The 25,116-nt window shown below is 40.4% G+C and carries 20 protein-coding genes; 8 read left to right on the top strand and 12 right to left on the bottom strand.

The window, feature by feature from the left end; genetic code table 11:
* Positions 1 to 11 precede the first annotated feature (11 nt).
* On the top strand, positions 12 to 398 hold the full coding sequence (locus N4A56_RS01660) for a hypothetical protein (RefSeq protein ID WP_295544626.1): 387 nt from the start codon (positions 12 to 14) through the stop codon (positions 396 to 398).
* Positions 395 to 2,170, top strand: a complete 1,776-nt coding sequence (locus N4A56_RS01655) for a relaxase/mobilization nuclease domain-containing protein (protein WP_295544624.1) — start codon at positions 395 to 397, stop codon at positions 2,168 to 2,170. Before N4A56_RS01660 ends, N4A56_RS01655 begins: the two co-directional genes overlap by 4 nt.
* A gap of 155 nt (positions 2,171 to 2,325) precedes the next feature.
* On the opposite strand, the gene N4A56_RS01650 is transcribed toward N4A56_RS01655, so the two are convergent.
* The 6 genes from N4A56_RS01650 to N4A56_RS01625 form a co-directional block, all read right to left on the bottom strand.
* Positions 2,326 to 3,366 (bottom strand): IS481 family transposase, encoded by a 1,041-nt coding sequence (locus N4A56_RS01650; protein ID WP_295544622.1) that lies wholly within the window; start codon positions 3,364 to 3,366, stop codon positions 2,326 to 2,328.
* 209 nt (positions 3,367 to 3,575) lie between these two features.
* Positions 3,576 to 4,457, bottom strand: a complete 882-nt coding sequence (locus N4A56_RS01645) for a hypothetical protein (protein ID WP_295544621.1) — start codon at positions 4,455 to 4,457, stop codon at positions 3,576 to 3,578.
* Positions 4,450 to 6,105, bottom strand: a complete 1,656-nt coding sequence (locus N4A56_RS01640) for an AAA family ATPase (RefSeq protein WP_295544619.1) — start codon at positions 6,103 to 6,105, stop codon at positions 4,450 to 4,452. The genes N4A56_RS01645 and N4A56_RS01640 overlap by 8 nt, the downstream gene beginning before the upstream one ends.
* 115 nt (positions 6,106 to 6,220) lie before the next feature.
* Entirely contained in the window at positions 6,221 to 7,465 is a 1,245-nt protein-coding gene (locus N4A56_RS01635) for a hypothetical protein (RefSeq protein ID WP_295544617.1), read from the bottom strand.
* The gene (locus tag N4A56_RS01630; RefSeq protein ID WP_295544614.1) at positions 7,455 to 9,566 is read right to left on the bottom strand and encodes an AAA family ATPase; all 2,112 of its coding nucleotides are present in this window, start codon (positions 9,564 to 9,566) and stop codon (positions 7,455 to 7,457) included. Before N4A56_RS01630 ends, N4A56_RS01635 begins: the two co-directional genes overlap by 11 nt.
* A gap of 62 nt (positions 9,567 to 9,628) precedes the next feature.
* Positions 9,629 to 13,153 (bottom strand): AAA domain-containing protein, encoded by a 3,525-nt coding sequence (locus tag N4A56_RS01625; protein WP_295544612.1) that lies wholly within the window; start codon positions 13,151 to 13,153, stop codon positions 9,629 to 9,631.
* A gap of 241 nt (positions 13,154 to 13,394) precedes the next feature.
* Here N4A56_RS01625 and N4A56_RS01620 point away from each other — a divergent pair, with 241 nt between their 5' ends.
* From N4A56_RS01620 to N4A56_RS01610, 3 genes are read left to right on the top strand one after another with little or no spacing between them, the layout of a single operon-like run.
* A complete protein-coding gene (locus N4A56_RS01620) occupies positions 13,395 to 13,736 on the top strand; it encodes a potassium channel family protein (protein WP_295544610.1) in 342 nt (113 codons plus the stop codon).
* A 27-nt stretch (positions 13,737 to 13,763) separates the two neighbouring features.
* Complete coding sequence (locus N4A56_RS01615; RefSeq protein ID WP_295544608.1) at positions 13,764 to 14,024, top strand: hypothetical protein; 261 nt, start codon at positions 13,764 to 13,766, stop codon at positions 14,022 to 14,024.
* Between the two features lies 1 nt (position 14,025).
* Positions 14,026 to 14,841: an AAA family ATPase gene (locus tag N4A56_RS01610; protein WP_295544604.1), complete on the top strand. Its 816-nt coding sequence runs from the start codon at positions 14,026 to 14,028 to the stop codon at positions 14,839 to 14,841.
* Between the two features lie 152 nt (positions 14,842 to 14,993).
* Here the strand turns inward: N4A56_RS01610 and N4A56_RS01605 are convergent, their stop codons facing one another.
* The 6 genes from N4A56_RS01605 to N4A56_RS01580 form a co-directional block, all read right to left on the bottom strand.
* Complete coding sequence (locus N4A56_RS01605) at positions 14,994 to 15,569, bottom strand: peptidoglycan-binding domain-containing protein (RefSeq protein ID WP_295544602.1); 576 nt, start codon at positions 15,567 to 15,569, stop codon at positions 14,994 to 14,996.
* Complete coding sequence (gene hxsC, locus N4A56_RS01600; protein WP_295544599.1) at positions 15,562 to 16,701, bottom strand: His-Xaa-Ser system radical SAM maturase HxsC; 1,140 nt, start codon at positions 16,699 to 16,701, stop codon at positions 15,562 to 15,564. The genes N4A56_RS01605 and hxsC overlap by 8 nt, the downstream gene beginning before the upstream one ends.
* Before the next feature lie 14 nt (positions 16,702 to 16,715).
* Positions 16,716 to 18,140, bottom strand: coding sequence for a His-Xaa-Ser system radical SAM maturase HxsB (gene hxsB / locus N4A56_RS01595; protein ID WP_295544598.1), 1,425 nt, complete (start codon positions 18,138 to 18,140; stop codon positions 16,716 to 16,718).
* On the bottom strand, positions 18,133 to 18,444 hold the full coding sequence (locus N4A56_RS01590; protein ID WP_295544596.1) for a hypothetical protein: 312 nt from the start codon (positions 18,442 to 18,444) through the stop codon (positions 18,133 to 18,135). The genes hxsB and N4A56_RS01590 overlap by 8 nt, the downstream gene beginning before the upstream one ends.
* A gap of 102 nt (positions 18,445 to 18,546) precedes the next feature.
* Positions 18,547 to 18,789, bottom strand: a complete 243-nt coding sequence (locus N4A56_RS01585) for a DUF5334 family protein (RefSeq protein WP_295544594.1) — start codon at positions 18,787 to 18,789, stop codon at positions 18,547 to 18,549.
* Between the two features lie 331 nt (positions 18,790 to 19,120).
* Positions 19,121 to 20,521, bottom strand: coding sequence for an HNH endonuclease domain-containing protein (locus N4A56_RS01580; protein ID WP_295544592.1), 1,401 nt, complete (start codon positions 20,519 to 20,521; stop codon positions 19,121 to 19,123).
* A 307-nt stretch (positions 20,522 to 20,828) separates the two neighbouring features.
* Here N4A56_RS01580 and N4A56_RS01575 point away from each other — a divergent pair, with 307 nt between their 5' ends.
* The 3 genes from N4A56_RS01575 to N4A56_RS01565 all read left to right on the top strand — a co-directional run bounded on the left by N4A56_RS01575 (position 20,829) and on the right by N4A56_RS01565 (position 25,032).
* Positions 20,829 to 21,449 carry a hypothetical protein gene (locus tag N4A56_RS01575; protein WP_295544590.1) on the top strand — a complete coding sequence of 207 codons (621 nt, stop codon included), beginning with the start codon at positions 20,829 to 20,831 and terminating at the stop codon, positions 21,447 to 21,449.
* A gap of 218 nt (positions 21,450 to 21,667) precedes the next feature.
* On the top strand, positions 21,668 to 23,347 hold the full coding sequence (locus N4A56_RS01570) for a hypothetical protein (RefSeq protein WP_295544588.1): 1,680 nt from the start codon (positions 21,668 to 21,670) through the stop codon (positions 23,345 to 23,347).
* On the top strand, positions 23,344 to 25,032 hold the full coding sequence (locus N4A56_RS01565; protein ID WP_295544586.1) for a hypothetical protein: 1,689 nt from the start codon (positions 23,344 to 23,346) through the stop codon (positions 25,030 to 25,032). The genes N4A56_RS01570 and N4A56_RS01565 overlap by 4 nt, the downstream gene beginning before the upstream one ends.
* Positions 25,033 to 25,116 lie beyond the last annotated feature (84 nt).

Genomic DNA, 25,116 nt, shown 5'->3' with positions numbered 1-25,116 from the left:
CATTCGTTGCTATGAATCAAAAAAAGCCTCAGAAAGTCCGTAAGGTCTGTTTGAAGTCATATGTTACGGAGTCTGAATCTGACCGCATTGTTGCCCTGGCAAAACAATGCGGTCTTTCCGTTTCTGAACTAGTACGCCGCGTTGCACTTGGGCAGGAAGTAAACACCAAAGTAGATAAAGAGGCATTCCTTAGTCTGTTGAAGGTCAATGCTGATCTTGGGCGTTTGGGTGGCCTGTTAAAATTTGCGCTGACTGCAGAAGCACGAAAAGTGGCTAGTCACAGAGAAATTCGTGAGCTGCTGCATCAGATCGAAGATAGACAGGAAGAAATGCGCCACCTCATCCGCATAACAGAGAAGGCGGTATTGAATCGAAACTCTGGCGGTGATGCAAAGTGATTTCTACAAAACAATCTCCGCCAAAGCCTGAAAACGACAATTATGCACGCTTGGCCAACTACATTGCTGATGCTTCTAAGAAGGGAGAGAAGTGCCTTGCTTCGTGGAGCGCTGGCTGTATGGCCGGTGACGATTATGAGTTAGGCATATCGGAAGTTTTGGCAACCCAAGGCTGCAACGAGCGGACGAAGAGAGAGAAGACGTACCATCTTGTTGTGTCGTTCCGGCCGGAGGATGAGTCGAAACTTACTCTGCAGGACTACAAAGATATTGAAGTGCGCTTTGCAGAAACGCTTGGATTCACGGAACACCAACGTCATTGTGGCGTACACATCAATACAGCGAATCCACATATGCATGTTGCTTACAACATGATTCATCCGGAGAAGAAGACGCGCTTGGAGCCATATCGTGATTACTGGAAGCGTGACGATTTATGCCGGCAATTGGAAAAAGAATACGGCGTATCGATTGATCCCGGAAGAAAACAACGCAGGGAGTTTGCCCATTATCTCTCGGACAAGAAGAACGCCTTTTTGTCGGCTGTAAAAGCAGCGCGAACATGGGAGAATGTTCATGCTGCAATGGCAAATTGTGGGCTTCAGATTTCTTGCAAAGAGGACGTTCAAATTGCACCGTTGGAAAGTGCGGTAAAAGGGTGCCGTATTACAGGACAAGAGATACATAGCTCTCTGAATAAGGATGAACTGGTGCAGCGGCTTGGTGTATTCAAGCCTAAAGAAAAGTTCTATCCGGCAAAAGATACTTTTCAGCCGGCAGTGCAGGAAACAAAAAACGATAGAGCTGAGGCAATGGAAGCCTACACCGGTGAAGAAAGCTTTATTGGTTATTTGCAGCGTCATAAAGAGGTCATTGACGACGCACGGACGAAGTCTGCTACTTGGGCAGAGTTTCAGATGAAGTTGCAATCAGAATTGAATGTCACTGTAAAGCTGCGCGGCCGCGGAACTGTGTTCGCTGATCTTACGAAAGTGAAGGGAAAGAAAAGCGAGCATTATGCAAAGGTGAGCGACTTAGGCCGAGAGTATTCTCGGCAAAAACTCGAAACTTTTTTGGGCAAACTGGTATCACTTCCATATGGAAGTTTTGTGAAACCGAAGCGTCAGTATCATCGTGATCCACTTCACCGGCATCCGGAGCGCGGCAAGCTCATGAAGGAATACAGAGCGGGAATTGATAAGCGCAAAGCCATGTTTGAAGACCAGAAAGAGCAGCGCCAAAAAGAAATGCAGGAGCTACGCTTGAAATGGAAAATCAAAATGAAAAAGTACCAGCTCGATAGTCGGTTGGGCCGAAAGGAAACGCGCTATCTCATCAACGCTGCCAAGGCCGAACAATTACGTCAGGAAGAGCAGATTCAAAACAGGTTCACAGAGCAACGTAAGAAGATCAAAGAGGAAGTTTCCTATGGCAACTGGAACGAGTTTCTTCGTCAGAAAGCCGAAGCTGGCAATATGATTGCGCTGGCTGTACTCCAGTCCTCAAAGCCCAAAGACAGGAAGGCATTCAAAGAACGCCCTGTGGAGAAGCTATTAGAGGGTATGACCTACACCGTCGATAACGAGGGTAACATCACCTACAAACTCAAAGATGGCGGGGTAGTGTTAGATAACCGCAAAGAGATTATTGCGAGCAAGGATGTAGAGGCACGGAAGTTCGCTGAGAAGCTGAGGGGGAGGCGGTTTGGGAGGCAGGGACGTAGCCGTAAGCTTCCCCGTGAAGTTGGTAATTCGAAATTAGTAGGTAAATAATTCAATTCTATCTTTCACCATTAGTAAATAAAGGCACTTACAGTGTTTGGCTGTAAGTGCCTTTTTTGTTTTGTAGACGTTTTCTCTGGTACGTTAAGTTGTAGTGGTTCATACTTGATCTGACACATAGCCCTTTTGACCGACCACCTGTCAGATTAGTTGAGATTTACAACATGTTGCGTCCAAAGATGTTTTGCATCCATCATAGTTTCAAATGGCGTTCTGCCGCAACACATTTTGCCTTGATGCGTTCTCTCGGTATTATATTCAAGTAGCCACAAATCAAGATCTGTCTGCAAGTCATCGAGGCTTGAGTATACTTTTCGTCTGAAGGCAACCTGATAAAACTCGTTTAAAATAGTTTTGTGGAAGCGCTCGCAGATCCCATTGGTTTGCGGGTGCCTTGCTTTTGTTTTCGTATGCTCGATGTTGCTGATGCCTAAAAATAGCTGATAATCGTGCTGTTCTCGATTTCCACAATACTCTGTCCCACGATCTGTCAGAATACGTAACACACCCATTTCTTGCTCTTCAAAGAATGGAAGAACCTTGTCGTTGAGCATGTCTGCGGCTGTAATAGGTGTCTTTGTGGTATATAGCTTCGCTGCGGCCCATTTTGAGTAAGTATCCACAAAAGTCTGCTGGTAGATACGACCAACGCCTTTGATTGTGCCCACATAAAACGTATCCTGACTCCCAAAATAACCTTGATGAGCTGTTTCGATTTCACCATGGGCAACATCATCATCTTTCTTGCGTTCGAGCGCTTGCACCTGTGCTTCAGTAAGCACTATTCCTTTTTCCGCAGAGAGCTTCTCAAGCGCTGTGAGTCGCAGTTTAAAATTATGCAAGCCATGCCTGACCCAAATAGAGCGAACTCCAGAAGGAGAAACAAAAATCCCTTTCTTGCGCAGCTCGTTGCTTGTTCTTGTCTGTCCGTGCGCTGGATAGGAAGTTGCGAAGGCTACTACTGCGTCCTCAACTTCTTTTTCAACACGGTTCTTCATATTCGGCTTCCGCCGATTTTTATCAAGAAGTGCTTCAACTCCGCCTTCTTCCTTCGCAGCCTGATACCGATAGAAGGTGTCGCGTGAATATCCCATCATCTTGCATGCCTTGGATATGTTCCCAAGCTCTTCTGCTAAGTTAAGAAGTCCGACCTTGTGCTTAATGACGTTTTGGTTGTAAGTTGTCATGAGGTTCTCCTTTGGGCGTGGTGCCCAGTTTTTGGTGGTCTTCTGATTATTCATCAAAAGGGAGAACCTCTTATTTTTCAAGAGGAAATGTCAGATCAAGTCGAACCTCTTACAGTTAAGTGTAGGGTTGTTGTAACGCATGAATGTCAAGCTGTTAAACTTGGAGAGATTCTTGTGTTTGATTAAAAATCTTTCAGTTTTCCTACTTATCAATCAAGTGGATCAATTTGTCCTGTTTCGATGCCATTATGTCTATTGAAGAGCCATTCAATGATGTCATCGGAGGAGAGAATTCCTGTAATAAGAATTGAATCCCAATTGTTTTTTCCACCATGATTTTCGTCTGTCCACTCTCTGTAGTCGTTAATAAATGTTTTAAAATTTTCAACATTATCGAATTGTTTTCCTTTTATACCGTGAAAGTATGCACTCGGCTTTCGATATAATTTCCCCCATTTGTTCTTGAGCCATTCTACCAAGCCGGACTTACAAACGATTTCTTTGAGGTGGAATTCAAATGCATTTTGATTTTCGTGTGCTATGGGGAGTACTTTTAGTTTTATTTCGACTGTTTTGTACTGGTCATTTGATGTGATTTCGCAGGTGATGATACGCAAGGACAGGCATTCGTCAAAATACGGGTGGAGCACCCGCTCTCCTTTGGTCCTGTTACCAAGAAGGGTTTCGCCTCTTTTCGAGTTGCATTGACAAGCGGGAACCAAATTTTTTGAATAGATTGACCATAGTGGGTAATTCTCTTTTGGTAGCAAGTGGTCCAATGTTGAAGAATGAAAAGAGCCACACATGGGACAAGAATCCGGAGAACTTTTTCGCAAATTGTCTATGAAAGTTAAAGATTTTGGCGGAGAATTGTAGTGCTTAATAAGGCCATTCTTTAATTGATCTGGAATGATATGATTACTTATCTGTAATGCGTTTCCGCATTGATCTTCATAAAATTGGTACTGTTCAATTACCTCTTTTAGTTTTTCTTTTAAATGGGGGTAGGTCGTTCTGGTTAATCGAGTATTGTTAGCTAAGTCTTCGATTAATTTTTTGTCATCAACGCTTGGACGAGGTAATTTATTCATTTAATCCTCGTTTCATTTCTCGTAATGACATTAAAGCTTGGTAGGATATCTCAGAGCCAATTTCATTTTTGATTTCGTCATAACTTTTATTTACAGCTTTTTCGGCAATTCTTTTTAACATTCTGTTGCTTATGTTATCTTCAAAAATAAATTCTGAAATAGAATCAATGTCTGCGCCAAAAGTTTTTAATCGTGGTTGTTCAATAGAGATATTTGTTCCATCACTTTTAAAGATATGCACCTGTTCTCTGCTAACTTCTCTGACAAAGTATGCAGAGTGGGTTGCTATAATTGCATAAGAACCTGTTTTTTCAAGTAACGTATCGAGAAGTTCAACGAAGTCAGAAATTAAATTTGGATGAAGATGGGTTTCTGGCTCATCCATGAGAACAAAGCATCCGTTTTCAATCATGAGTGAGCAATATACTGCAAACTTAAAGAAAGTAAGTTGGCCGCTACTAAGTGGAGCTTTATGATCGTTATGTACGAAGATTGGCTCCTTGCTTGAGTCAATGTTTGTCCATAACTCTAGACTATGTTGTTCGCCGCTATAGCCAGGAAGCTTTTTTAATGGGCAACTTGTTCCGTCTTTTAGAAGAATATGAATTTGATTTGAGTCAATAGCTTTATCTATTGATTCAAGAAAAATTTCCCATCTACTTTGCTCACCTATGTAGTCCTCTGACCTTACTAGCTGAATGAGTGAGTTAGATAGATTTTGTGTTAACTTTACTTTGCTTCCCCGTGTTAAATTGACTCGGCGATAGTGCAGTTTTTGTGTTTCTAAATGCTCTCCTGGGAATGTATTTGATGTTTCCCCTGGTGTTCCTATCGCGATAAGTCTGTTAATCATGGGCCTGGAAGAATCATTCGATTCATCTCTTAATATTGCTTTTTCATTTTTATGTTGTAACGCACACCTACAAAAGCGATTTAGTGCTTGGCTTTTTCCAAGTCCATTTTTACCAATCAGTATATTAATTCTTTTTGGAATAATTTCAGAGCCAGTGAAGCGAAAGCTTAACTTGTGCGGTGTGGCAAAATTGGGAAGCTGGAATGTTAGCTCTAGATTGTTTGAGATTGCATCAAAATTTTCGTTTGAAAGCCCTTTCAATATGCTGTCAGCATTGTGAAATGCAAAAAAAGATTCTGAGTTTCTCATGAACCCAAGAGAGAACGCTTTTGAATTTTGAATGTTGTTGAAGCTGTTGCTTTTGTCAGTATTTTTTAGGGTGACAATATCGTGGATTGCTTCAAGTAAGTGTTCAGCGCCTTGTACTCCCATTGCACGTACAACTTTTCGATAATCACCAATTGTTGGAAGCATGCAAATGAATTTACTCGCTTCAACTGCGGGAATAAGTTGGTGACCTGAAGTTGAGCGTGATTTTAGCCAGTGGGCCAAACCGCTGTAGTCTTCTTTCGTTTTAGTATCAGCGAGGAATGCGAGAAAGATATCTAACTCAATGTATTTGTTAGGCAGTGGTGAGTTAAGCTTTGCAATTAATTGACAACGTATGCGATATGAAAAGTCATTCCAGTTTGATGATTCAGGATAGATAACAATGCTGTTGGACTTAAGTTGAGATTTTTCAGGACGCTTTGAGGAGAAATATACTGTGTAACTTGATTTTGAATTCGGTAGCATAGTGTTTTCCGTTTCTTTTGTGTGTCACATGAAGATGAATCTTAATTATGATTTATGTTTACTTAGATTTTTTATGAGCAATTTGATTCCGTAGGCTTCCCCGTCAAACAAGCAACTAAAAATCAGAGTTCTTCATATTCATAACTGAAAAATTGACCGAAAGCTTTTCAAGGAAAAATGGAACCAACGAAATCGTTCCATTACAGCCTTCAATCTTCGAATTGAACGATCGCTCTGTGGGGTGCTCTGAGATTGATGGGTACAAGATGGCTCCTTGCTTTGATCTCGTAGCCTGCATATATGAAAAAATTTGGTACTGATCGTTTTTTGATAGCTTGTTGGATTCTAGAAACTTCCATTTTGCATCAGCGACAATTTTTTCTGTTGTTTCAAACTGATAATCAGGTCTTGGAGACGCTAGCCCAGAAAACCATGTAATGCTTTTTTGGGCTTTGAAGTTTGTGAGCTGCTCTGATTGCTGCAATGTTTTTTCAACGGTTTTTTCAAAAACTGTTGCCATGTCGAAAAGGATCGCGACTGAGTTTTGCGCTCCGCATTGTAATGTCGGTGGAATTAATAGTATGAAACGAGCAAAGGATAGCGCTAGTTCATATCGCTTCATCAGGCGGCCTGTTCTACATTGGTCGAAATGGCGGTTTTCTACGTTTGGAATCGTTGAAACTCCATCAAAGAACACAAGCAATTGTTTCGCTAAGCGTTTATTCGCTAGCGAGGCTGTAATGCGAGTTATTTTCCAGAGTGCTGAACAGAGTAGCGCATTTTCGATACAATTCGGGCAATAATCGTCATATGTGCAATACAATTTATGTGCTGCAGCGGCGTTGGCTCTAACTTGTTGCGTAAAGTTGATTCTGCCCTTTTTGTTGCAGCGATTCTCTTCATGCTTGATGTAGTCGTTCTGAAGACCATGCACAGATAGCCTTTGCACTTCGCTTAGAAACGCGTGGACAAAAATCTCAAGCAATGTGTGACCGCCTGCAGCAAGCGACGCAGATTTTGCTGTCCGGTATGTCAGTAGACCAGAGCGCTTGAGCATTCGACAGAGCAGTTTCCGAGCACTATCTTTCTTCTCATCATGATTACGATATATTTTAGGCAAAATCTCGATAACACTCCCATCGGATGTTCGAATAACGCCTACATATCGCCAGCAAACAGTCTTTTTACTTCCAAATGATGAAAACACGTACTTATCTTTATCATCAATGTGTTCCGTATTGTCTTTCACGAAAAACGTTTGCGTTTCTAGCCCCTGCAGTTCTTGAATTGCTTGATGAGAAAGCACGCCGTTATCAAACGGCGTACTTTCAAATACAGTGACTGGATGGTTACGCTGCACTGTTATGCTGCTCTTCTGTTTTAGTGTCCGCCTCTGTGTACTCTTTTTTGAGGGCTTCAATAAACTTATCGTTCCCTAGTTGGGCAATTCGGTATGATTCCTTAACTGGAAATGATTCAGGTACGTTTAGGGAAACGCTTTCAACTAGTTCGGCACCAAGAATAAGCTGGATCTGAGCGTAGTCATCAAAGAAGTATTCCTGAAGCTGTGGAAGAACCTTATTCATAATGACATGTTGAAGTTCTTCAGTTGTTGAAATGGCTTTTGCATTTTGCATGAAATAGCCATGACCAATTGTATGCTCACGGTCGATAAGTGCTTCCATTCTTTGGTTCATGGATGTCAGGAGTTCAGTCAGATCAATGCCGCCGATGATTGTATTTTCTAAGAGTACTGGCTGTGGCATCATTTCAATAAAATGGAATCGACGACGTAACGCCGTGTCCAGATGAGTCAAAGAGCGGTCAGCAGTGTTCATTGTTCCAATAATGAATAAGTTTTCCGGAACGCTAAATGTAGCGCCTGAAGCAAGTTGTATCGGGTATTCGCGTTTATCCTCTTCAATAAGTGTGATCAGCTCGCCGAAGATTTTAGAGACATTACCGCGATTGATTTCATCAATTTTTAGTACATAATTTTTTGTAACTGCCTGCTCATTCTCTTGCTTTTTACTGAAAAGTCGTTCCAGTTCTTCTTCATTTAACCTTCCATTGAGGCTGTAAATAGTACGTTGGGTTACACTTTTCGTGAGCAGCGTTGTTGCTTTAATGGGATTGTCGTTGTTGTGCCAAATCCATTTGATAGAACGAGCGTGACGGTAGCGGTGATGGAATGAATGTTCCGGTATAAATCTGTATTCGCCTGTTAATTGACCTATTGCTCTGACCCCGCCTTTATTACCTTTTGTGACGAATATTAAGTCACCAACTTTCATATCAAATATGAATTGTCTCATCATAGAGACGACTGAACTCTTGTAGTTTTGTTCATAGAGGTAATCTATAAGTGATGAGGTACTTGCGATGTGTTCAGATATGTCTTTATTGACGAAACCGAGAAGTACTTCATTGCTTTTGATACAATGTTTAAAAATAGTGGTTCCTTCTTCAGTAGCGGTATTGCCGAGAGACATCTTCCACACATTTGCAGTGGAGGTGTCCAATTCGTCTTTTATCTCGGCCTGATCGCGAATGTTGTCCAGTTCTGCTTGGTGGACAATTTCTCTAAATACTCCGTTCCTCATTACATATTGGACATTCGTGCTTTCTGTATTTTCATCATCCTCAGTTAATACAGGCTGAATACCCTCAACAAAATCTTCATATCCATAAGAAGGGTGGAACGTCACAGAACGTACTTGCGAATCTGGAAGATCAGCAACGAATTCTAATCCTTCAACCGTGCCATTGATTAATGCATGGGTTTTGCCGGTACCCGGAGGGCCATAAAGAATGATGTTTTTTGATTGAGGCAGTAAGTAGCCCGTTTCAGAGATTTCTTCTTTATGCTTTGCAGCATGTGCAAGAATTTTATCGCCAAGTTCAAAAAGATTGGAGGTGGAAGGCTCTTCTAACGATTTAAAAAGCTTTTTGTTTAGCTTGGACATTTCGCTACTTTTTTCACCAGTGTAAAGCTGAAGAGCGGCAGGAGTAAAAATGTTGCTGATGCAGAGAAAATCCTGATTCTGGTATAGAAAAGCAATTTTCCATTTTACCATCGAACTGAGCGGACTCTTTTGAATAGCTTCTAAATTACCTTCTTGCGCATGTTTAATGATTTCCAGAATGAGCCCTCTTACGTGTAGGAATGCCTCTTCTGCACTTGTACCAAAGCGTCTTTGCCAAGCGTCAGTTTCTGAATACATCAAGTGAGTTCGTTTCGATATTTCTGCATCTTTAGAGCGGGAGTACACACCAAATTTAAAAGCTGTTGAGCCAGAGATATTGCCGAGCTGTTGTGTTTTAAATTCTAGCCAATAGCAGAAAGTATCGTGTGAGCCTTTGCTGGAATATTCATGATATTCCATGTGTTCAATTTTTTCTTTGGGCCAACGGGTGAGGAAGTCGTTCCAGAGTTCTTGTTTATCTGTATGAGTAGTCATGGGCGAGTCCTTTGCTTGAATTTGAATGATGAGAAAGTATAAGAGTAGAGCTAGAGAGCTAATTATCGCTGTGTCTTGAGCATGGATAAACTCGCCTCAATCTTCTGAACGAACTCTCGAATTTCTTTTCCTCGGTACAAAATTGAATGTTCAAGGTTTGCATATTGTCCTCTGTTGGCCGAAAGCCAGTTGAAGGAGCCTTCCACAATAGTGTGGTTATCCACCTTGATGGTTTTGTTGTGCAGTCTAGAAGTGAATACGACGGTAGCGCCACTTGCTCGTAATGCCTCAGTTATCTGTGTGACAGCTTGTTGATTGTAGTTGTTCACCTGCTGAATGCATTTGATGTCGGTATAAATTTTAACCGGAACGCCACGAGATTTTGTAGTGGCTATAGCTTCACAAATCATATCTGCCTGAAGAGCCTTTTGTGTGATGTATGGTGATACAATGGTCAGCTCTTCGCGAGCTTGCTCGAAGCATTGCTTTAGCACTCGTCGGTGATCATCCAGTGAGCTGAGGTGTTCAATAACTGCCGGCAGATTACGTTCAATCAATTTGAAATCTTTTAGTGCGTTTTCTCCGGACTCGAAGCGGAGGTGTTTGGCAAGAATGCCTGAAGGCTTGGATGATTCCGGATTGAATAGTTCCATGTTACCGAAAACAATAAATGAATCTTTTGCGCGTGAAACTGCAACATTGAGCATGTTAAGCTTCCGGTCCACAAACGAGAGGGCATTGTCGTTCAACCCGTAAACAGGAGAGAATAGGATAATCTTCTTTTCTGCACCTTGCATTTTATGGACAGTTCCTACGACGATAGCTCGTGCGTCGGCTTCAGGCAGTTTGCTCTTGAGGTGTTGCTTGATCTCAGATGACTGAAGCTTAAATGGAGTTACGATGGCAATAATCTTTGCAAGATTTGAAACACCGTAATGAGTAAGAATCTTCTGTCGGTTATCTGCAAGCCATTGTGCGATGTTTGCTGCTTCATATGTATTGTAGCGACTCCCATTTCGTTTTTCACTGAAAGATGGAATGTTCGCGTAACCTAATTGAGGATACAAAAAAGAGTCAGCAGGGCGCTCTTGAGTAAGTACTTCCAAATTCGGGTATGTTAATTCTTTGCAGTAATTGATGACTGTTTTTGGACAGCGACGATGCTCTAAAAGGTGCATCCCCCTTTCTTTGGCAGGAATGTCATTAATTGTTAATTGGAACGGGGTTGCCCGTTGTGCTAGCAGCATTGCATTGCTTTTAGAGATGGTGAGATGATCAAGCGTTTCGTCATTCGCCATTAGTCCAAAGCGTTCAATATTGCCAAGATCAGCATCTTCTGAAAGAGAGACGACAGGCTCAATTTGATGTACATCGCCAACAACTAATGCTTTTTTTGCCAGCGCAAAAACGATGGCTGCTTTGTCGATAGAAGCCTGGCCGGCTTCATCGAAGATAAGAAGGTCAATGCCCCTGAAGATAGGTTTGCCACTCTGTGACATGAGCTTCGGTGTCATAAACAAGGTGGAAACGATGCAAGGTGTGAGCATTGAAATACGGCGTAATTGTTCTGTGGCATTCAGTTTGCGAGCATGTGTACTTTCAAGGTCAGTAATTGTTTGCTCCAGCCAAAGTGCCTCGTAATAATGAACAGCAAGCAGGAAAGCTGTATATCGATTGTTTGTGTCAGCATGAGAGAGAAGGGTGTACAAGTCATCCTTTGCAAACTTTTGTGACAAAGCAATCTTATCAAAACAGGCATGTGTTTCGTTGATGATATTGCTCAACTCGGTTAAGCGCTGTTCATTTTGGACATGCTGTGCCGTTATTTTCTGTAACTCACTATTGGCAGCATCTAAAATCTGTTGAGCAGTTTTTTTTTCGTTTGCAAGATTTGTGAGTTTAGCTATCAACCGATCGCAGATGCGTTTAATGTCCTTGGGAGTAGAAGTGATGTCTAAGTCATGGCGAAGGATAAACTCAGTGGCATATACTTCACGTTTACTTTTGAAAAACGGTAAGAATTTCGCTAACCCGAACCAGAATGGTTCATTTTTGTTTGCAGCTAAAGCATCTTGAACAATTTGCTTGTGTTCAAAATGTCTTTTTTCATGCTCGGTGAATTTAGTAAACGAATCCTTCTGCATTGCTTCACATGCAGTTAGATTCGATTCAAAATTTGCAAGAGCAGTGGCTAGTTCCTCACTTTTCTGTACCGCGATATATCCAGCCATCCAATTGGATACGTCAGTGCCTACAGCATCCTTCTGAGAAATAATGCGATTCCGTAAATCTTTTTGAATGGCACGTAAATTTTCAAGACGTGAGCCGGAATCGCATTGATTGCCTGTGAACTCTTCATAGTTTTCAAGAATAGCTTGATATGCTTCTGCGGTATATTTCTCAGATTCCAATTTGGAAAAGAAGCCTTCAAGGGCACTATAAGAGCCATTCCATTCATGACAGGCCGTAAGGTAGTCACTGGTCTGTCCAGCTTTTGATGAAGATAGGTAGTACGTACCCAGACTATTTATTTTACCAGGAAGCCAACGACGTTCGAGAATGTTGGAGCTTTCAGGTTTAAGAATGGTTGCGAAATCTCGAATAACGTTTGTTACTGCCTGATTATTAGATGACGTCGCAACGATTATAGGAGGAGTCGTTTCGCCACATGGACTATCAATAATAGCATTGACCCATTCTGAAGCAATGGCGCTTTGGAGTAGAGTTGTTTTTCCTGTCCCGGGAGGGCCGTTGACAGCAAGGATTTCGTCTTCATCGCATGCAAAGTAATGGTGCATTGTTTGCCGTTGGGAAACACCTAGCCCGAAGCTGTTACTCATTTGAGCAGTATGGAATTGAGATGCATTTGCTGCTTCATCTTCCATTTTGAGTGTCTCTCTGACTTCTTCTGAACCTGAAACCAGCTTGTTAAACAGAGGGGGCGTATCCTTTTCCTTGAGCCTGTCGTAAGCTTTCCGTATCTGCAGTGTGATGAAGTTGTTGCTCTCATATCGGAATGCGACCGGTTTATGGGAAGCAATGTACTGGACTCCGTTGAGCGTGACTAAACCTTCATTGTCGACAGGACATAGTCTTTGAATGGCTTCTGTCAGATAATTAAAATAGGCTGCCCAATCAAGAGCATGGAATTCTTGCCTGTTTTCAGCAAGGATTGCGCGAGCATCATCGACATGTCCCAGAGTAAAAGCATCTTTGTTCGCAAGGGGAAGTAAGTTCTCACGATTGAACCATGGGTGCTGATTTTTAATGGCGGAAAGTCGTTGTGACTCTGTGTTAAATGAGCATGGTGCCATGAGAGGAATAATTTTTTCTGGAGAAATGGCGGTTCCCTTCTGGGTAGTGAGTCTCTGGAAACACATAGGTGCAATGACAATTTGAAAATTTTTAAGGTGCTTATACTTTTTAGGGGATAAGCGTAGAACTTCTTTGGATGTAATTCTGCCTTGTTGTAGTTCTTCTGCATTTAACAGCACGGCGCGGCTGTCTTGATATGAACCAAAGGAAATAAGTTCTTCGTCAAGGGACGTGCGAAAATAACGGGTAATCTGCTCGAGTGTCGGCTGCATGAGAAAAGTACCTTTCGATAAATTAGATTGTGGCGTGAGTGGTGAAAATATCGGAAAATCTAATTTATGAAAAGATGCAATATTGTGAGTTGTTATTGGATGAATTATGATGAGGAGGAAAAGAAGTGCGTCTAGCTTTAATGCAATTCTATGCGATGTAGTGCGCTGAAATTTATTGCAAAAGATTATAGGGGTTGTTAGGTGAATCGGGAACATTAAGACACCAAGAAATGAGATAGGGTTGAAGGCTCGTGTAGATTTTGCATTACTTAGTTTTTCTGAGTTAATAATGAACTTCGCAGTGTTATATTCAATACTTCCAGCAGCAGCTTGGCATGAATTAAAATCTGCTCTTGGAGTTCTATATTCTCTTTATTATAGTGTGGTAACAATAACTACTCTTGGATATGGTGATATTATTCCTATCTCGTCATTTCCCAAAATTATTTCAATGTATGAAGTAATTGCAGGTATTGTTCTGATCGTTTTCAGTTTAGCTGTGTATATGACGTATGCTGGTTATCTGATTTCACAGAGAGGATCTGTGCAGGAAAGTACAAGTCAAAAAAAGATCTCTGAATAGTAAGTTAATCCAAGGAATGGGTGAGCTATGCAGAATGTAAATGACCTGCCAATGCAGGAACAGCAAAAGTATTTCGATAAGTTCGAACGCTGGATTGAAACCGAGTTCAACGGTGACGAATCTACTGCGGATGAGCAATTGAAAGCAGGACACGTTATTTTTTATGAAAATGATGTGAATCCCGACGAATTGATTCGCGAGTATCCTGATGGACGACGAGAAGTAGTACAGACTGTCGTTTCTGAAGATAATTCTAGTTTTGAAATAGTTGTAGTGCGTGAGTTGTAGAATGGCAAAGCCTCAGCTATGGATTGTAGCCGGGCCGAATGGTAGTGGGAAAACGACACTTACTATGCGGCATTTAAAACGGTTTCCAACAAATATTCCTGTAGTTAATCCAGACGAGATTGCAAAAGATATTAACCCTGGTCAGATTGATTCTCCGAAAGTTGCCCTGCAGGCAGGAAAACAAGCTCTCCGTCAGCAACGTGATTTACTTGTAAGCCGGCAGAGCTTTCTTATTGAAACGACTTTTTCCGGTAATCATGAGCTTCGGTTAATAGGAAAAGCTCAAGAGCAGGGCTACAAGGTTAATCTCATATACATTGCGTTGCGAGACGCTACACGCAATATCAGTCGTGTTGCATCCCGCGTAGCAGCTGGTGGCCACAATATTCCTACAGTCGATATTATTCGGCGCTATGGTCGTAGTCTGCGGAATGCTCCTAAAGGCATATTTAGTGCTGATCGTACCTTTGTCGTGGATAACAGTCGAAAACGGCATCAGCTCCTTTTTACACGCAAACATGGACTGATCCAGTTTGTGACGCCAGAGGTGCAGCAGCCGGAGTGGAGTAGTAATGTTCTGCTTGGTTATGAACAAGAGCAGTTGAAAGATTTACAGCAGTATGTAGGGACCTCTGCAAAGAGTGAATTACTTAGAGAACTAGCTGACTGCATGTTAGAAGCTGGGATTAAATTTAACATCCGAATCAAGCAGCTCAGACAGTATGCAGGAGTTTTAAACGTGACCCCTGAAGAGAAAATGTTACCGAGCGTTAAGAGCGTGCTTCGTAGAATGGAGTGCGGATTGAAACGCTGCTAGTTTTGAATTGATAGGCTGATTAAATTTTGTGCACTCTGTGTAGTAGCAGCGGGCTTTCTTTTTTCTGTAGCTTATATCACTGACACTAGATTAATTGCACCGTGTGTGTATGAAAAAAAGCTCTCAAAAATGAGAGTTTTTTTAACTACCAATTATTTAGATTGAAGTTTGTATCTTATCTTACTCAAAATATCCCATGTAGCTTTGCCGTTGATGGGTAAGCTATTTTCAACTTGAAATAGGATGATTGAGCGTTTTGTTGCAAGACCATATACCCCGTCAATGGTACCGACAGGATAACCCAGCTGTTTTAAGCCCTTTTGAATCTCTTTAACGAGAGTATCAACGGCTACTGGCTTTTGAGTAGTTTTGGGAGTTGTATTTTGGTAAGTTCGTGAACTCGTGCTTGGAGCTGTATAGTTTGAACTTGGAGTTGAATATGATGGAGAGGATTTATAATAGTATCCACTAGACGAAGAGTAATGACTCCGGTGGCTACTGTGACTTCGATGGCTACTATGGCTCCGATGGCTTCTATGTCCTGCAATTAGTAAATCGTTGTCTGGTGTAGCATGTTGTAAAAAGAAAGCTTGTTCTTGTAAGTGTAGTGAAGATTCTATCTGCGGGGGTGTGGCAGTTGTAGCATTAGCTTGTTCTGTATTTCCAGTAAGAGCAGAAGCAACAGCGGCGGCTACCGTTAGTTTTTTCATTGTTGAACTATTACTCATTAATGACTCCAGCATTTTTTATTGGATGAATGCCAATGCTATGTCTTTTTTTACTAGCGAAAAATAACCCACCGCATCTATTAGAAACTTCGCATTCTGTGCAGCAACTAAGGTATTGTACTTTCCAATCTGAAATTGAGTTCACAGAAAACTCCCAAAGCTCTTCTGGTATAGTGCATAGTTGATGGTTGAATAATGAAGTTGTTAAGCCAAAAGTGGTTAGTTGAAAAACCGCTAAAGTAAGTTGGGTAGCATAGTCAACAGGGTCAATCCAAACTTGATCGTAATTTGAGTGTGCTAAGCCGATTGGTTCAATTCCCATAATGGCTACATGTTCCACAAATGGGAGGTTCTTACAGACGAATAAGCTCCAATCTTGTAGGCGCGATGCGTTTTGCTTTGTTGGCACATATCGTAGTTCAATCCTTGCTTTCAGACGACCTAAGTGATGGAGGGCTTCCATAGTTTCAAAAAACGCACCTTGAACACTAACGATCATGTCGTGCATTACTGAATTGTCTGCGTATAGAGGAATGCAAAAAACAATATCGTCTCCAGCAATATCCACTACTTCTAATGCTTTCACTTTGTCTTTCAGTAACCTAGCGTTAGTTAGCAATTGGATTTGAGTTGCTGGAAATCTTTTTTTTATTAGCTTGAGTAGCTCAATAAGTGAGTCATATTTCAGAAGGGGCTCACCGCCAGTAATGCCAATTACATCTGGGGGAGTTTCGATGAGCGATACTATTTGCTTTGCTTCTTCATAGTGATCCGTTGTGTCAACTCGAGGTGGCTGTGGGCACATAATGCAATGGCTATTGCAGCTGTTGGTTACAAATAAGCAATTATCGTTAGATTGAGCGCTGAATAAAACGAAGAGTGACCCAGATTTTGTGATCCTTACAACATCCCCAAAGCAAAGTTTAATATCTTGTGGACAAAGAAATGATGGTGAAGAGTATAAGCCGATCACAGGCTTTCCGCACCTGACAAGACCAAACTGTTCATGATCATGAGCGTGTTTGGCAAATTCTATTAAGTACGATGTGCCTTCACGATCATGCTTGCAGGAAGTAATTTTACCAAGTTGTTCTGAATCAATGTTGAAGGTTTTCCCTCTATATCCCAACATGAGCTCTTCTCCTGCTAGCCTTTTGTAGCCCAAGCCCACAATAAGCGTTGAGTAAATGTATCTTCGGTTGTGAGTAGCTTAAAAAGATGGGTGAATATCAATTGGGCAAGCTGGCATTGCTTGTCATGCGCTTTTATTGAAATAGTATTTTCGTTCTCAAAGTAATTTCTTACGGGGTCTGTTCCGCAATAGGGAGCAAAAGCACACCAAGCGCATCCGGGTAAACTTTCAATGACTGAGCATTCCAAAAAGGATTTCATTTTCTGAGAGAAGAACCAGTCTATTCTTTTTGAATTCTCGACATTTCCAAGAAGGAAGTCTGTATTTTTGATCATCCTATAGAGCATTCGTGCTTCATCTGAAACGAACACATCCCCATTCGTTTCATACATCATTCCACAGATTCCACCTCCAGTCGGTGACTGGATGTCTACGAATCCGTTAGCAAATGGGCTTAAAATTCTGGATAGAAGAATAGCAGTAAATTCTTCTGTAATTTCAGTGCCGGATTGATTGAGTTCGATGATGTAGTTCAAGGCAGTTTTGTAATGGGTGAAGAATTCACTATTGCTTATTGAGAGAGATGTAGAATTGCTGTCAGCATTGCCATATGGATTTAGCCCGCGAATAAAGATAGACCTGAACTCGCGAGAGACATATTCATCTATGACTTCTGGTAGGTGGGAAATATTTTTTTTGTGAACAGTAAGCAATGCAGATATGTTTTCGAGTCCATAAGACTTTGCTTTTAAAAGGCTTGAAGTTACGGACGCATAAGTTCCTGAGCCATCATACCTTTTTCGACAGCTATCATGAAGAGCCTGTGTGCCATCCAGTGAGGTTGAGACATCAATACCTTCTTGTAAAAAGAAATCCATATGCTCTGTGGTTAGGGAGATAAGGTTGGTGCAAATGACGAAGTCTAGTTTTTTGTTTTCTGGGCAGTTTTGCTTTGCATAATGCACGATATGTTTGATTACTAAAAAGTTCAGTAATGGTTCGCCACCTTGAAATTCAATCTTTAGATGATCTGTGGGGGTAGATAAAATAGCATCAACGATTAGCTCTGCAGTTTTGAATGATAAATCTAGCTCGTTTGTTGCATCTTCTCTTGTTGCAGAGGCGTGGCAGTAGTCACAGTTTTGGTTGCATCTGTGCGTTACAACAATCATGTGCAAGAATGTGGTTTCAAAGACAAATCTTTTCTTTGTTCTGTAGCGTGTAGCGTAATGTTCGATTAGTTGCTTAGACAATTTGGTTGAGGCGAAAAATCGGCTTTCCAGATTCCAGAATAGCTCTTCATTTGTTTTGACTTCTTTTTCTACGAATCTTTGGAAGTCTTGTTCTGGCAGCATTAAAAATTCGCCTAGATCGTTTGTTAGTAAATAGTCACAGTCGATTCTTTGAAAATTAAATGGCAAGAGAGAGTAGTTAGACACAGTTTTCCTCGTTACCTAACGTTGTGAGGTCGACACTTGATTCGATTGCCTTACTAACGAGAAGAGTTCGTATCGTGCTGAAATCTTTTTCAAGACTTAATCTAAGCTGATGATCAAGAACTGAGGCTCTAAGTTTTTCCTCAAGTTCTTTTGGGGAATTATTAGAACTTGTTAATGTGATGACAATTTTATTTTCAGTTTGTGAAATCGCGCAACCTACAGTGTTTTTATTGTCATAGGCTGCTCGCTGTACCGCCAGTAAGTTAAAAGAGGCTTTGTCAAAGGAAATAGAGAGTTCTGCCATTGTGACGTCCAGGATGATAACTTGTTAGAAAGATTAAGCAAGATAGATATGTCTATAAGGTGAAGGAAAGTAAAACCATTGATAGAATCCACCGTATAGATATCAATAGTTATCCATTTCTAACGTGCGGACTTCTCCCGTATCATAATCGTATACCTCAACGTCTACGGTGCTACCACTGTCGTATACGTCCATAACATCAGTCGAATGATATTCCCCTGTGTTATAGTCATAGAAATCAATTTGTTCTCCGGTACGAACTAAATTTCCACTTTCGATTTCTACTGAGCTTCCAGTATCGTAATCGTAGCCATCCCAAGCGAGTGCAGGGAAAGTGCAAGCCATACTCACTACCAAAAGACTAATTGAGGTTTTTAGCATATCAACCTCCCAAATATATTATGCCCTATCTAGATTGAGAATGTCTATTGAAGTGCTTTGGTATAGAATTACCCAGTGCGAAATGAGCACTTGCCTTTGGGGAAAAGCTGGGGAAAATGAGCAAAAATTACTTGCAACGAAGTATCAGATTTTTCGAGTGATTCCTATTGTAAAACAATGATTTAACATTTCTTGGTTCCGGAGTGGTTGGGCTTAAAAGTTTGTCTCCCTCCCTCTCCACTATACGCATAAAAAAGTGCTCTTAGTTTAATAAACTGAGAGCACTTTTTTGCTTTTAAAACTTCCATCGCGACAGCCCTCGATGTTGTGCAGTCACATCCGCCTGTCGAGCTACGGCATCAAATAGCTGTGCATGCCAACTTATCGATTTTGTATCTATTTTAAGTGTAGAGCTTAATTCAGATGCAAACACTTCGCTTCTTGTTTCTGCTACATAGTCCCAATATTCAAGTAGGCGTTCACGACTGGTATAGAGTGTGTCCAGGGCAATGATCTTATCAGATTTCTTACTATTCACAGCCGGTGCTGAAGGAACAAGATTCCAGAGATCATTATTGTAGAAAATAGAATAGGGCAGGATATGATCCATAGCGAACTGTTTGCCTAATTCTTTCCCTGAATAGACACATGTAAGGCTATTTTCTTGCTGTAAAAGGCGTGTTGCTATTTCGCGGGCCTGGCTCTGATCACGATCTTCAAAAATGTCTGTCAGAAGATAGGGTAGTACTGCTTGAAGTGTGATCTGGTGTTCACGTCTTTCAGAAAGACGAACAGATTCCTGTGCCCATTTAATTGCAATGGCGTCAGAAAGAATATTGCCAACCACTTGCATTTCAAAGAATAAACTCAGCCTTAAACGGATACATCCTTTAGAATTTATGTAGTCAGAGAGGCTATGTAAATTCTTTGTGTTTCTGGTGTATGAGAAGCGATTTGTTGAGCTAAATGTTTCCTTGTTGCCGGCATAGCGAACAGGCCCGCTACGAATTGCGCTACGAAGCTTGCTCATTACTTCAGATGTTAGGCGCTCAAGCTCTGAACCATTAAGAAATCCGACTTTGAAATCGTCGAGATATTGTGTCTGTGGTGATAAAGCATAATGTTGTTGTGCATATGCAATGAGAGCACGAAGAGGCTTTTCAAATTCAAGAGATGTATTTCGCCCAATTTGCGGAATATCCTGCTCAATTAATGACCAATAGTACTTGATCCATTGATAGCAAACGAGACCGTATGGGATATACGCATAGTCTGTTCCATCTTCAGAGTCGTAAAAAACATGCTCACTGTGCAGCCCTGAGGAGATATCGACTAGTGCTCTTAAGAGCGCAATTTTGTATGTAGTAACCTTTGAATCTTCGTAAATAATGGAAGATATCGTTTCGATGCTCTTATTTCGCGTAGGGCAAAAGCGGTAGATTATACCGTCTGCATTTTCTTCGCTGAATTGGAATCCATACGTTTTTAAAAGAAGCTTTTCATCGACAGACTGCGGAGAAACTAAAACTTTGTCGCCATTTTTAAGCTTGCGAATGGCAGCGTGTAGTATTTCAAGCGAAATGTTAGGAAGCGTAATTGCAATATTAGAATGTGCGGCAGCATTGGAGTACATAAGCAAAGAGGTTCCCGTAGCACCAGTGGCCACTATTTTAAGTGCTTCCCGTCGTGTCAGCATGAGTAAGTCCTTGAAAAGCTATTGATAAGTGGCAGTAGTCTTAGTGAAAAGGTGCGATAAGTCAAAGACGAAGCCCTGTGTACATTTAATGCGTTTCACAACTTTTTCATACAGTATGAGTTTGGCTTTTGTATTATGCCATAAAACTCTATTTTTGAGTTGCGTCTTTTTAAGGGAAACTACAGATGTTGACTCAATAATTTTGCTGCAAAATTTGCCTGAAAAAGGTCCAATAGTTCTAAAATAAAGTAGTTGTTGACGGAGATGAATTTTATATGCATATGCTTGGGCAAAAGGAGAGTAAGTTATGCTTGAAGTTCATCTAAAAGAAAAATGTTGTGAGTGTGGTCAACCAATTACGATCTCAGTAGTGTATGATCCTACCACCAATTATGAGTCTCCTAAAGGAATTGATTTTTCTTTTCAAGAAAGAGTAACGAAAATGGATGGTAATAAATCTTATTCAATTCCGTTTTCTTTGTGGGGAGATGTTGGGGCAAAGGGAGTATTTGACGGGAGTGGGTTTTCTACCACATGCAATGAGTGCGGTGCCATGTACTCTCTGCGAATGGATGGAATTAGTTTGCATTGTGATTTAACTGAAGTAGATAATGAAGCTAATTTTTCTGAAGAGTTTTTGCCTACAAAGAAACTGACATTTAAACAATGGCTGAAGAAGCAGCAAGATCGTAATGACTCTGTTGGGGATTTCGCAAGGGATGCCTTTTGGGCAGAAGGAAAAACTAATAAGCGTGAAGCTTATCGTGACCACCCTTCATATCCTAAGAGAGCGACAGAAAAGAAGGAATGGGTACAATTTCTTAGTAAACTTCAATCTGGTAACCGTTTAGAAGTTCTAAAGACATTTGAAGTAGCTTGGGCAGAGTATGAAGGGCTGCATTTGAATCAATTCAATGTATCTTATTAGTTGCTTAGTATATTTGCTAAGTAAAAAAGTTCTTGCAGCATGAGCTGTAAGGGCTTTTTTGTTTTGAATATATTTCTTAATTAGGTGCGATGCACAGTAGAAAAAGTTGCAGAACAAGCATGTTGTTGTAACTACATAATGTTGCAGGAAATTTGAAGCTATGCAATCGTCTCTAGATATGTGTTGAAAAGTTATACTGCCCCTGTGAGGTGACATAAATGGTAAATGTTGCAAACGAGCTTATTGCTGCAGTTTCTACAGGCTCATTTTTTGAAAAGATTATTGAATTAGATCAAGGGGAATTTGGAGAGCAACTTCCAAATGAACTGATATCGATGCATAATCGTGCCCAGGTTAACTTGATTTCAGAATTCAGGAAGCTTCCTTCTTTTGATGGGAATAATTACTCGCTGTTGTATTTGTTCGGCAAATGCTTACCTGAGATTGTTGCCCCAACGCATGTCGTTATGGACTGCGTATTAGAGCTAAGTGCAGAGGAAGGGGCAGAGATGATATTTTCCGACTTCACGGGGTACTGTGCGAAAGAACAGCATAGAAGTGTTGAAGTACTAAAAACTGCATTAGCAGCCCCAAAATGCTATCGCTTTATTTCATGTGCATTAGTTGCAGGGGCAAAATATATAGAATTTGATTTCATAGGAAAAGCTCGTGAGTTGCTCGACAATTCTGAATCTGAAGTAAGAGTACAAACTGTTATTGCTCTAGAAAGAGTTATCTCATCTGACAACGCTTTATGTACTGGCAAGCTATGTAAAAAAATAGAAGAGTTTATTCTTATTGAAAAAGAACCTGCAGTTCTTGCTTGTTGTTTTGAATTAATTTTTACTCTTAAGTTTAGTGATAAGGATAGCAAAAAGCGCTTAGTATTGTTTTCAAAAATACTTTGTAGTGGCGATGAGGTTGTCTTGCATAGGGCTGCCCTTTTTTTGTCGCTCAATGTCAATAGACTTTCATGCGAGTTAGTAGAGATTTTTTTAACTACACTCAAAGGCGTTCCTTTAGAGCGAAAAGGGACAATCGGTTTTATTGATAGAGCATTGTCGGAACTTGTGAAAAGGAAACGTGAAGAACATGCTTTGGTGTTTATAGAGAGCTATCTGGTCACCTCAGGAGCATCGATTAGACTTTTTAGTGCGTTTTGTCGTGCTGTTACTCGTAATTCACCCTTTGTACTTAATAAATTAGTTACAAGGTGGTTGCTTTCAGAAAATGTGATGCTGTGCGATGCTACGTCAGATATTCTTGGGTTTGATTATGAGCATGAGGCAATTTTAGAAGTATATCAAGATGAGTTAGGGGCCAAAGATAGTGTTATTTTTTTAGCTAAAAGAGCCGTAGGATATCTTTTTCTTTTGCCAGTTAGTGGGGCAAGTTTTCTTGTTTCGTTGTTACAGTATGCCTCAGCAGAGAATAGAAAAATTGTTGAATCATTACTTTTAGATTTTTTTGTAAAAAATTATCCGGGAAAGGTTTTGAATTATTTAGAAAAGGAACCATCTGTTGAGATGGTTCTTGATGTTGTAGAGCAAGGAAAGAGATATTTTGATGAGCTGGCCTCCGTTCCAGAAATTAAAGAACTTCATCCATCAATGGGTGAAAGGCAAGCGGCGCTGAGAAAGCAACGTGTAGAGGATGCAGAAATTCGAAAAGCAGCAGATGAGCAATCTATCTTTAGACATTTTTGTTCTTCGGTTCATGTTCTTTATGGTAATGGAGTTGTATTTCAACGTGTTATAAGTGAAAGTGAAAGTGAAAGGGCCACTGTACCTTTTGCTCCTATTAATACATCCGTTGAGCTTCCACAGCTAGTATCCATGTACCCAGAATATATTGAGTCGGTATTGCTTAACCTACGTACGGAGAAGAGAGATAAATGAGAGTAATTTTACAAGAATATCTTGCTTCAATGAAAGAACGTGACGGACTTGATGCCATTCTCCCAGATTTATTAGCACAAATGGGTTTGATAGTATTTTCAAGGCCGAGCACTGGTGGAAGGCAGTATGGCGTTGATGTCGCTGCTGTTGGTTGCTTAGGAGATATTCCGCGTGCTGTATATCTTTTCTCAATAAAGGCTGGTGAAATAGGTAGGAGTGATTGGAATAGTGGGAAGGTGCAAGATTTACAGCCTTCATTGGACGAAATTTTGGATGTCTACATTCCAACGCATCTTCCAAAAGAATATTCAGAGCTGCCCATAAAGATTTGCATATGTTGTGGAGGGGGGATTCGAGAGGCTGTTCGATTGAATATTACGGCCTACGAAAAGAAGAAATCTACTGACAAGGTTAGTTTTGAAGAGTGGACCGGTGATCAACTAGCTTTCTTTATTGAAAAATATTTTCTACGAGAAGAACTAGTTCCCGAATTCTTGCAAAGTGACTTGCGAAGAGCCTTAGCGTTGTTAAATGATCCTGATGCAGCCACTTCATATTTTTCTAGCTTAATTTATGATTTACATGAAAGTGTTACAGAAAAAAATACTGTGACCGTTCTTCGTCAAATGAGTCTGTGCTTGTGGATATTATTTGCGTGGTGTGAAAAAGAAGAAAACCTTGGCGCTGCTATAGCTGGAGCAGAATTAACGATACTTTTTGCTTGGAATATTGTGAAAAATATTCCTCAGAAGCGGCAAAGTGTTTGGAGAGTTTTTTCGTCAATTTTTGGGCAATACTCTTTAATAATGAATAGTTATTTGGAAGATAAAATTTTTCCTTATGTATCAATTGAAAATGGTTTAACCGTCGCAGTTCGTTCGAGAGAACCTGTTGATGTAAATAGACGAATTATTGATCTTGGAAGTTTAATTGCTTTGAATGGAATTTGGTTTGCATCTTCTAAGAACTTCATTGCCCAAAATGACTATGAAAATTATAAAAAAATTGATTGTAAAGTTTATGAAATACAGGAGATGTTAAAAAAATTAATTGTGAATAATCGCACACTACTTTTGTCATATAGCGATGATCAATCTATAGATTTTTTTCTTATGATTTTTTTCTTATCTCTTTCAGAAGATAATACTGAGTTTGTGAAGGATTGGATTACAGAGCTTTATGTGTGTTCAAAATATAATTACTTGCTTTGCAAGCGCTATCCCTCTGAGGTTAAAAGATATGAAGATTTATTGTTTCATCCATTAGAAAGAGAGTTGTCATACAACAAAGATGTTACAAGAAGTAGCATTTTTTATCCAATGCTAGCGATGTTTACTGCTACTTTTGGATATGAAAACTGTTACAACGATCTTATTAAATTTTGTAAAGAGTATCTTGAACATTGTAATATGCAATACTGGTTTCCTGACAAAGAAACAGAGAAGAATATATATATAAATAGTGCTGTGCACGGTGTTTCATTAACTTCTATTCCCTTAGAAAGCGATAAAAAAGAACTTTTAAAACTCTTAAAAAAAGAATGTTCTGCAACATCATGTTATGAAGAACTTTCTGCAGTACTGTTGGGTTATGTTCCTTTAGTTCTTCTCGCTTGTAGAAAATATAGATATCCGATTCCACTTCAAGTGATGGAAACTTTTTGGGGAAATATGAACTGTCGGTAGTTGTCTGAAAACAAGTAATATTTTTACTGTATGCGTTAGCTCTACTTTTTTAATATGTGAGAGTGCTTGGCAGTGAAGTGCCAA

The organism is Halodesulfovibrio sp., from assembly GCF_025210605.1.
Lineage (GTDB): Bacteria > Desulfobacterota > Desulfovibrionia > Desulfovibrionales > Desulfovibrionaceae > Halodesulfovibrio.
The sequence above is the reverse complement of the archived record's forward strand: the minus strand, read 5'-3'. Positions and strand labels throughout refer to the sequence as shown.

What these genes read in the sequence shown, in the direction of transcription:
- N4A56_RS01650 (WP_295544622.1), bottom strand. Translation starts at nt 3,366, where the DNA reads ATGACAACTTACAACCAAAACGTCATTAAGCACAAGGTCGGACTTCTT.
- N4A56_RS01565 (WP_295544586.1), top strand. Translation starts at nt 23,344, where the DNA reads ATGAGAGTAATTTTACAAGAATATCTTGCTTCAATGAAAGAACGTGAC.
- N4A56_RS01625 (WP_295544612.1), bottom strand. Translation starts at nt 13,153, where the DNA reads ATGCAGCCGACACTCGAGCAGATTACCCGTTATTTTCGCACGTCCCTT.
- N4A56_RS01605 (WP_295544602.1), bottom strand. Translation starts at nt 15,569, where the DNA reads ATGAGTAATAGTTCAACAATGAAAAAACTAACGGTAGCCGCCGCTGTT.
- N4A56_RS01590 (WP_295544596.1), bottom strand. Translation starts at nt 18,444, where the DNA reads ATGGCAGAACTCTCTATTTCCTTTGACAAAGCCTCTTTTAACTTACTG.
- N4A56_RS01580 (WP_295544592.1), bottom strand. Translation starts at nt 20,521, where the DNA reads ATGCTGACACGACGGGAAGCACTTAAAATAGTGGCCACTGGTGCTACG.
- N4A56_RS01610 (WP_295544604.1), top strand. Translation starts at nt 14,026, where the DNA reads ATGGCAAAGCCTCAGCTATGGATTGTAGCCGGGCCGAATGGTAGTGGG.
- N4A56_RS01660 (WP_295544626.1), top strand. Translation starts at nt 12, where the DNA reads ATGAATCAAAAAAAGCCTCAGAAAGTCCGTAAGGTCTGTTTGAAGTCA.
- N4A56_RS01570 (WP_295544588.1), top strand. Translation starts at nt 21,668, where the DNA reads ATGGTAAATGTTGCAAACGAGCTTATTGCTGCAGTTTCTACAGGCTCA.
- N4A56_RS01615 (WP_295544608.1), top strand. Translation starts at nt 13,764, where the DNA reads ATGCAGAATGTAAATGACCTGCCAATGCAGGAACAGCAAAAGTATTTC.
- N4A56_RS01645 (WP_295544621.1), bottom strand. Translation starts at nt 4,457, where the DNA reads ATGAATAAATTACCTCGTCCAAGCGTTGATGACAAAAAATTAATCGAA.
- hxsC (WP_295544599.1), bottom strand. Translation starts at nt 16,701, where the DNA reads ATGTTGGGATATAGAGGGAAAACCTTCAACATTGATTCAGAACAACTT.
- N4A56_RS01630 (WP_295544614.1), bottom strand. Translation starts at nt 9,566, where the DNA reads ATGACTACTCATACAGATAAACAAGAACTCTGGAACGACTTCCTCACC.
- N4A56_RS01585 (WP_295544594.1), bottom strand. Translation starts at nt 18,789, where the DNA reads ATGGCTTGCACTTTCCCTGCACTCGCTTGGGATGGCTACGATTACGAT.
- N4A56_RS01640 (WP_295544619.1), bottom strand. Translation starts at nt 6,105, where the DNA reads ATGCTACCGAATTCAAAATCAAGTTACACAGTATATTTCTCCTCAAAG.
- N4A56_RS01575 (WP_295544590.1), top strand. Translation starts at nt 20,829, where the DNA reads ATGCTTGAAGTTCATCTAAAAGAAAAATGTTGTGAGTGTGGTCAACCA.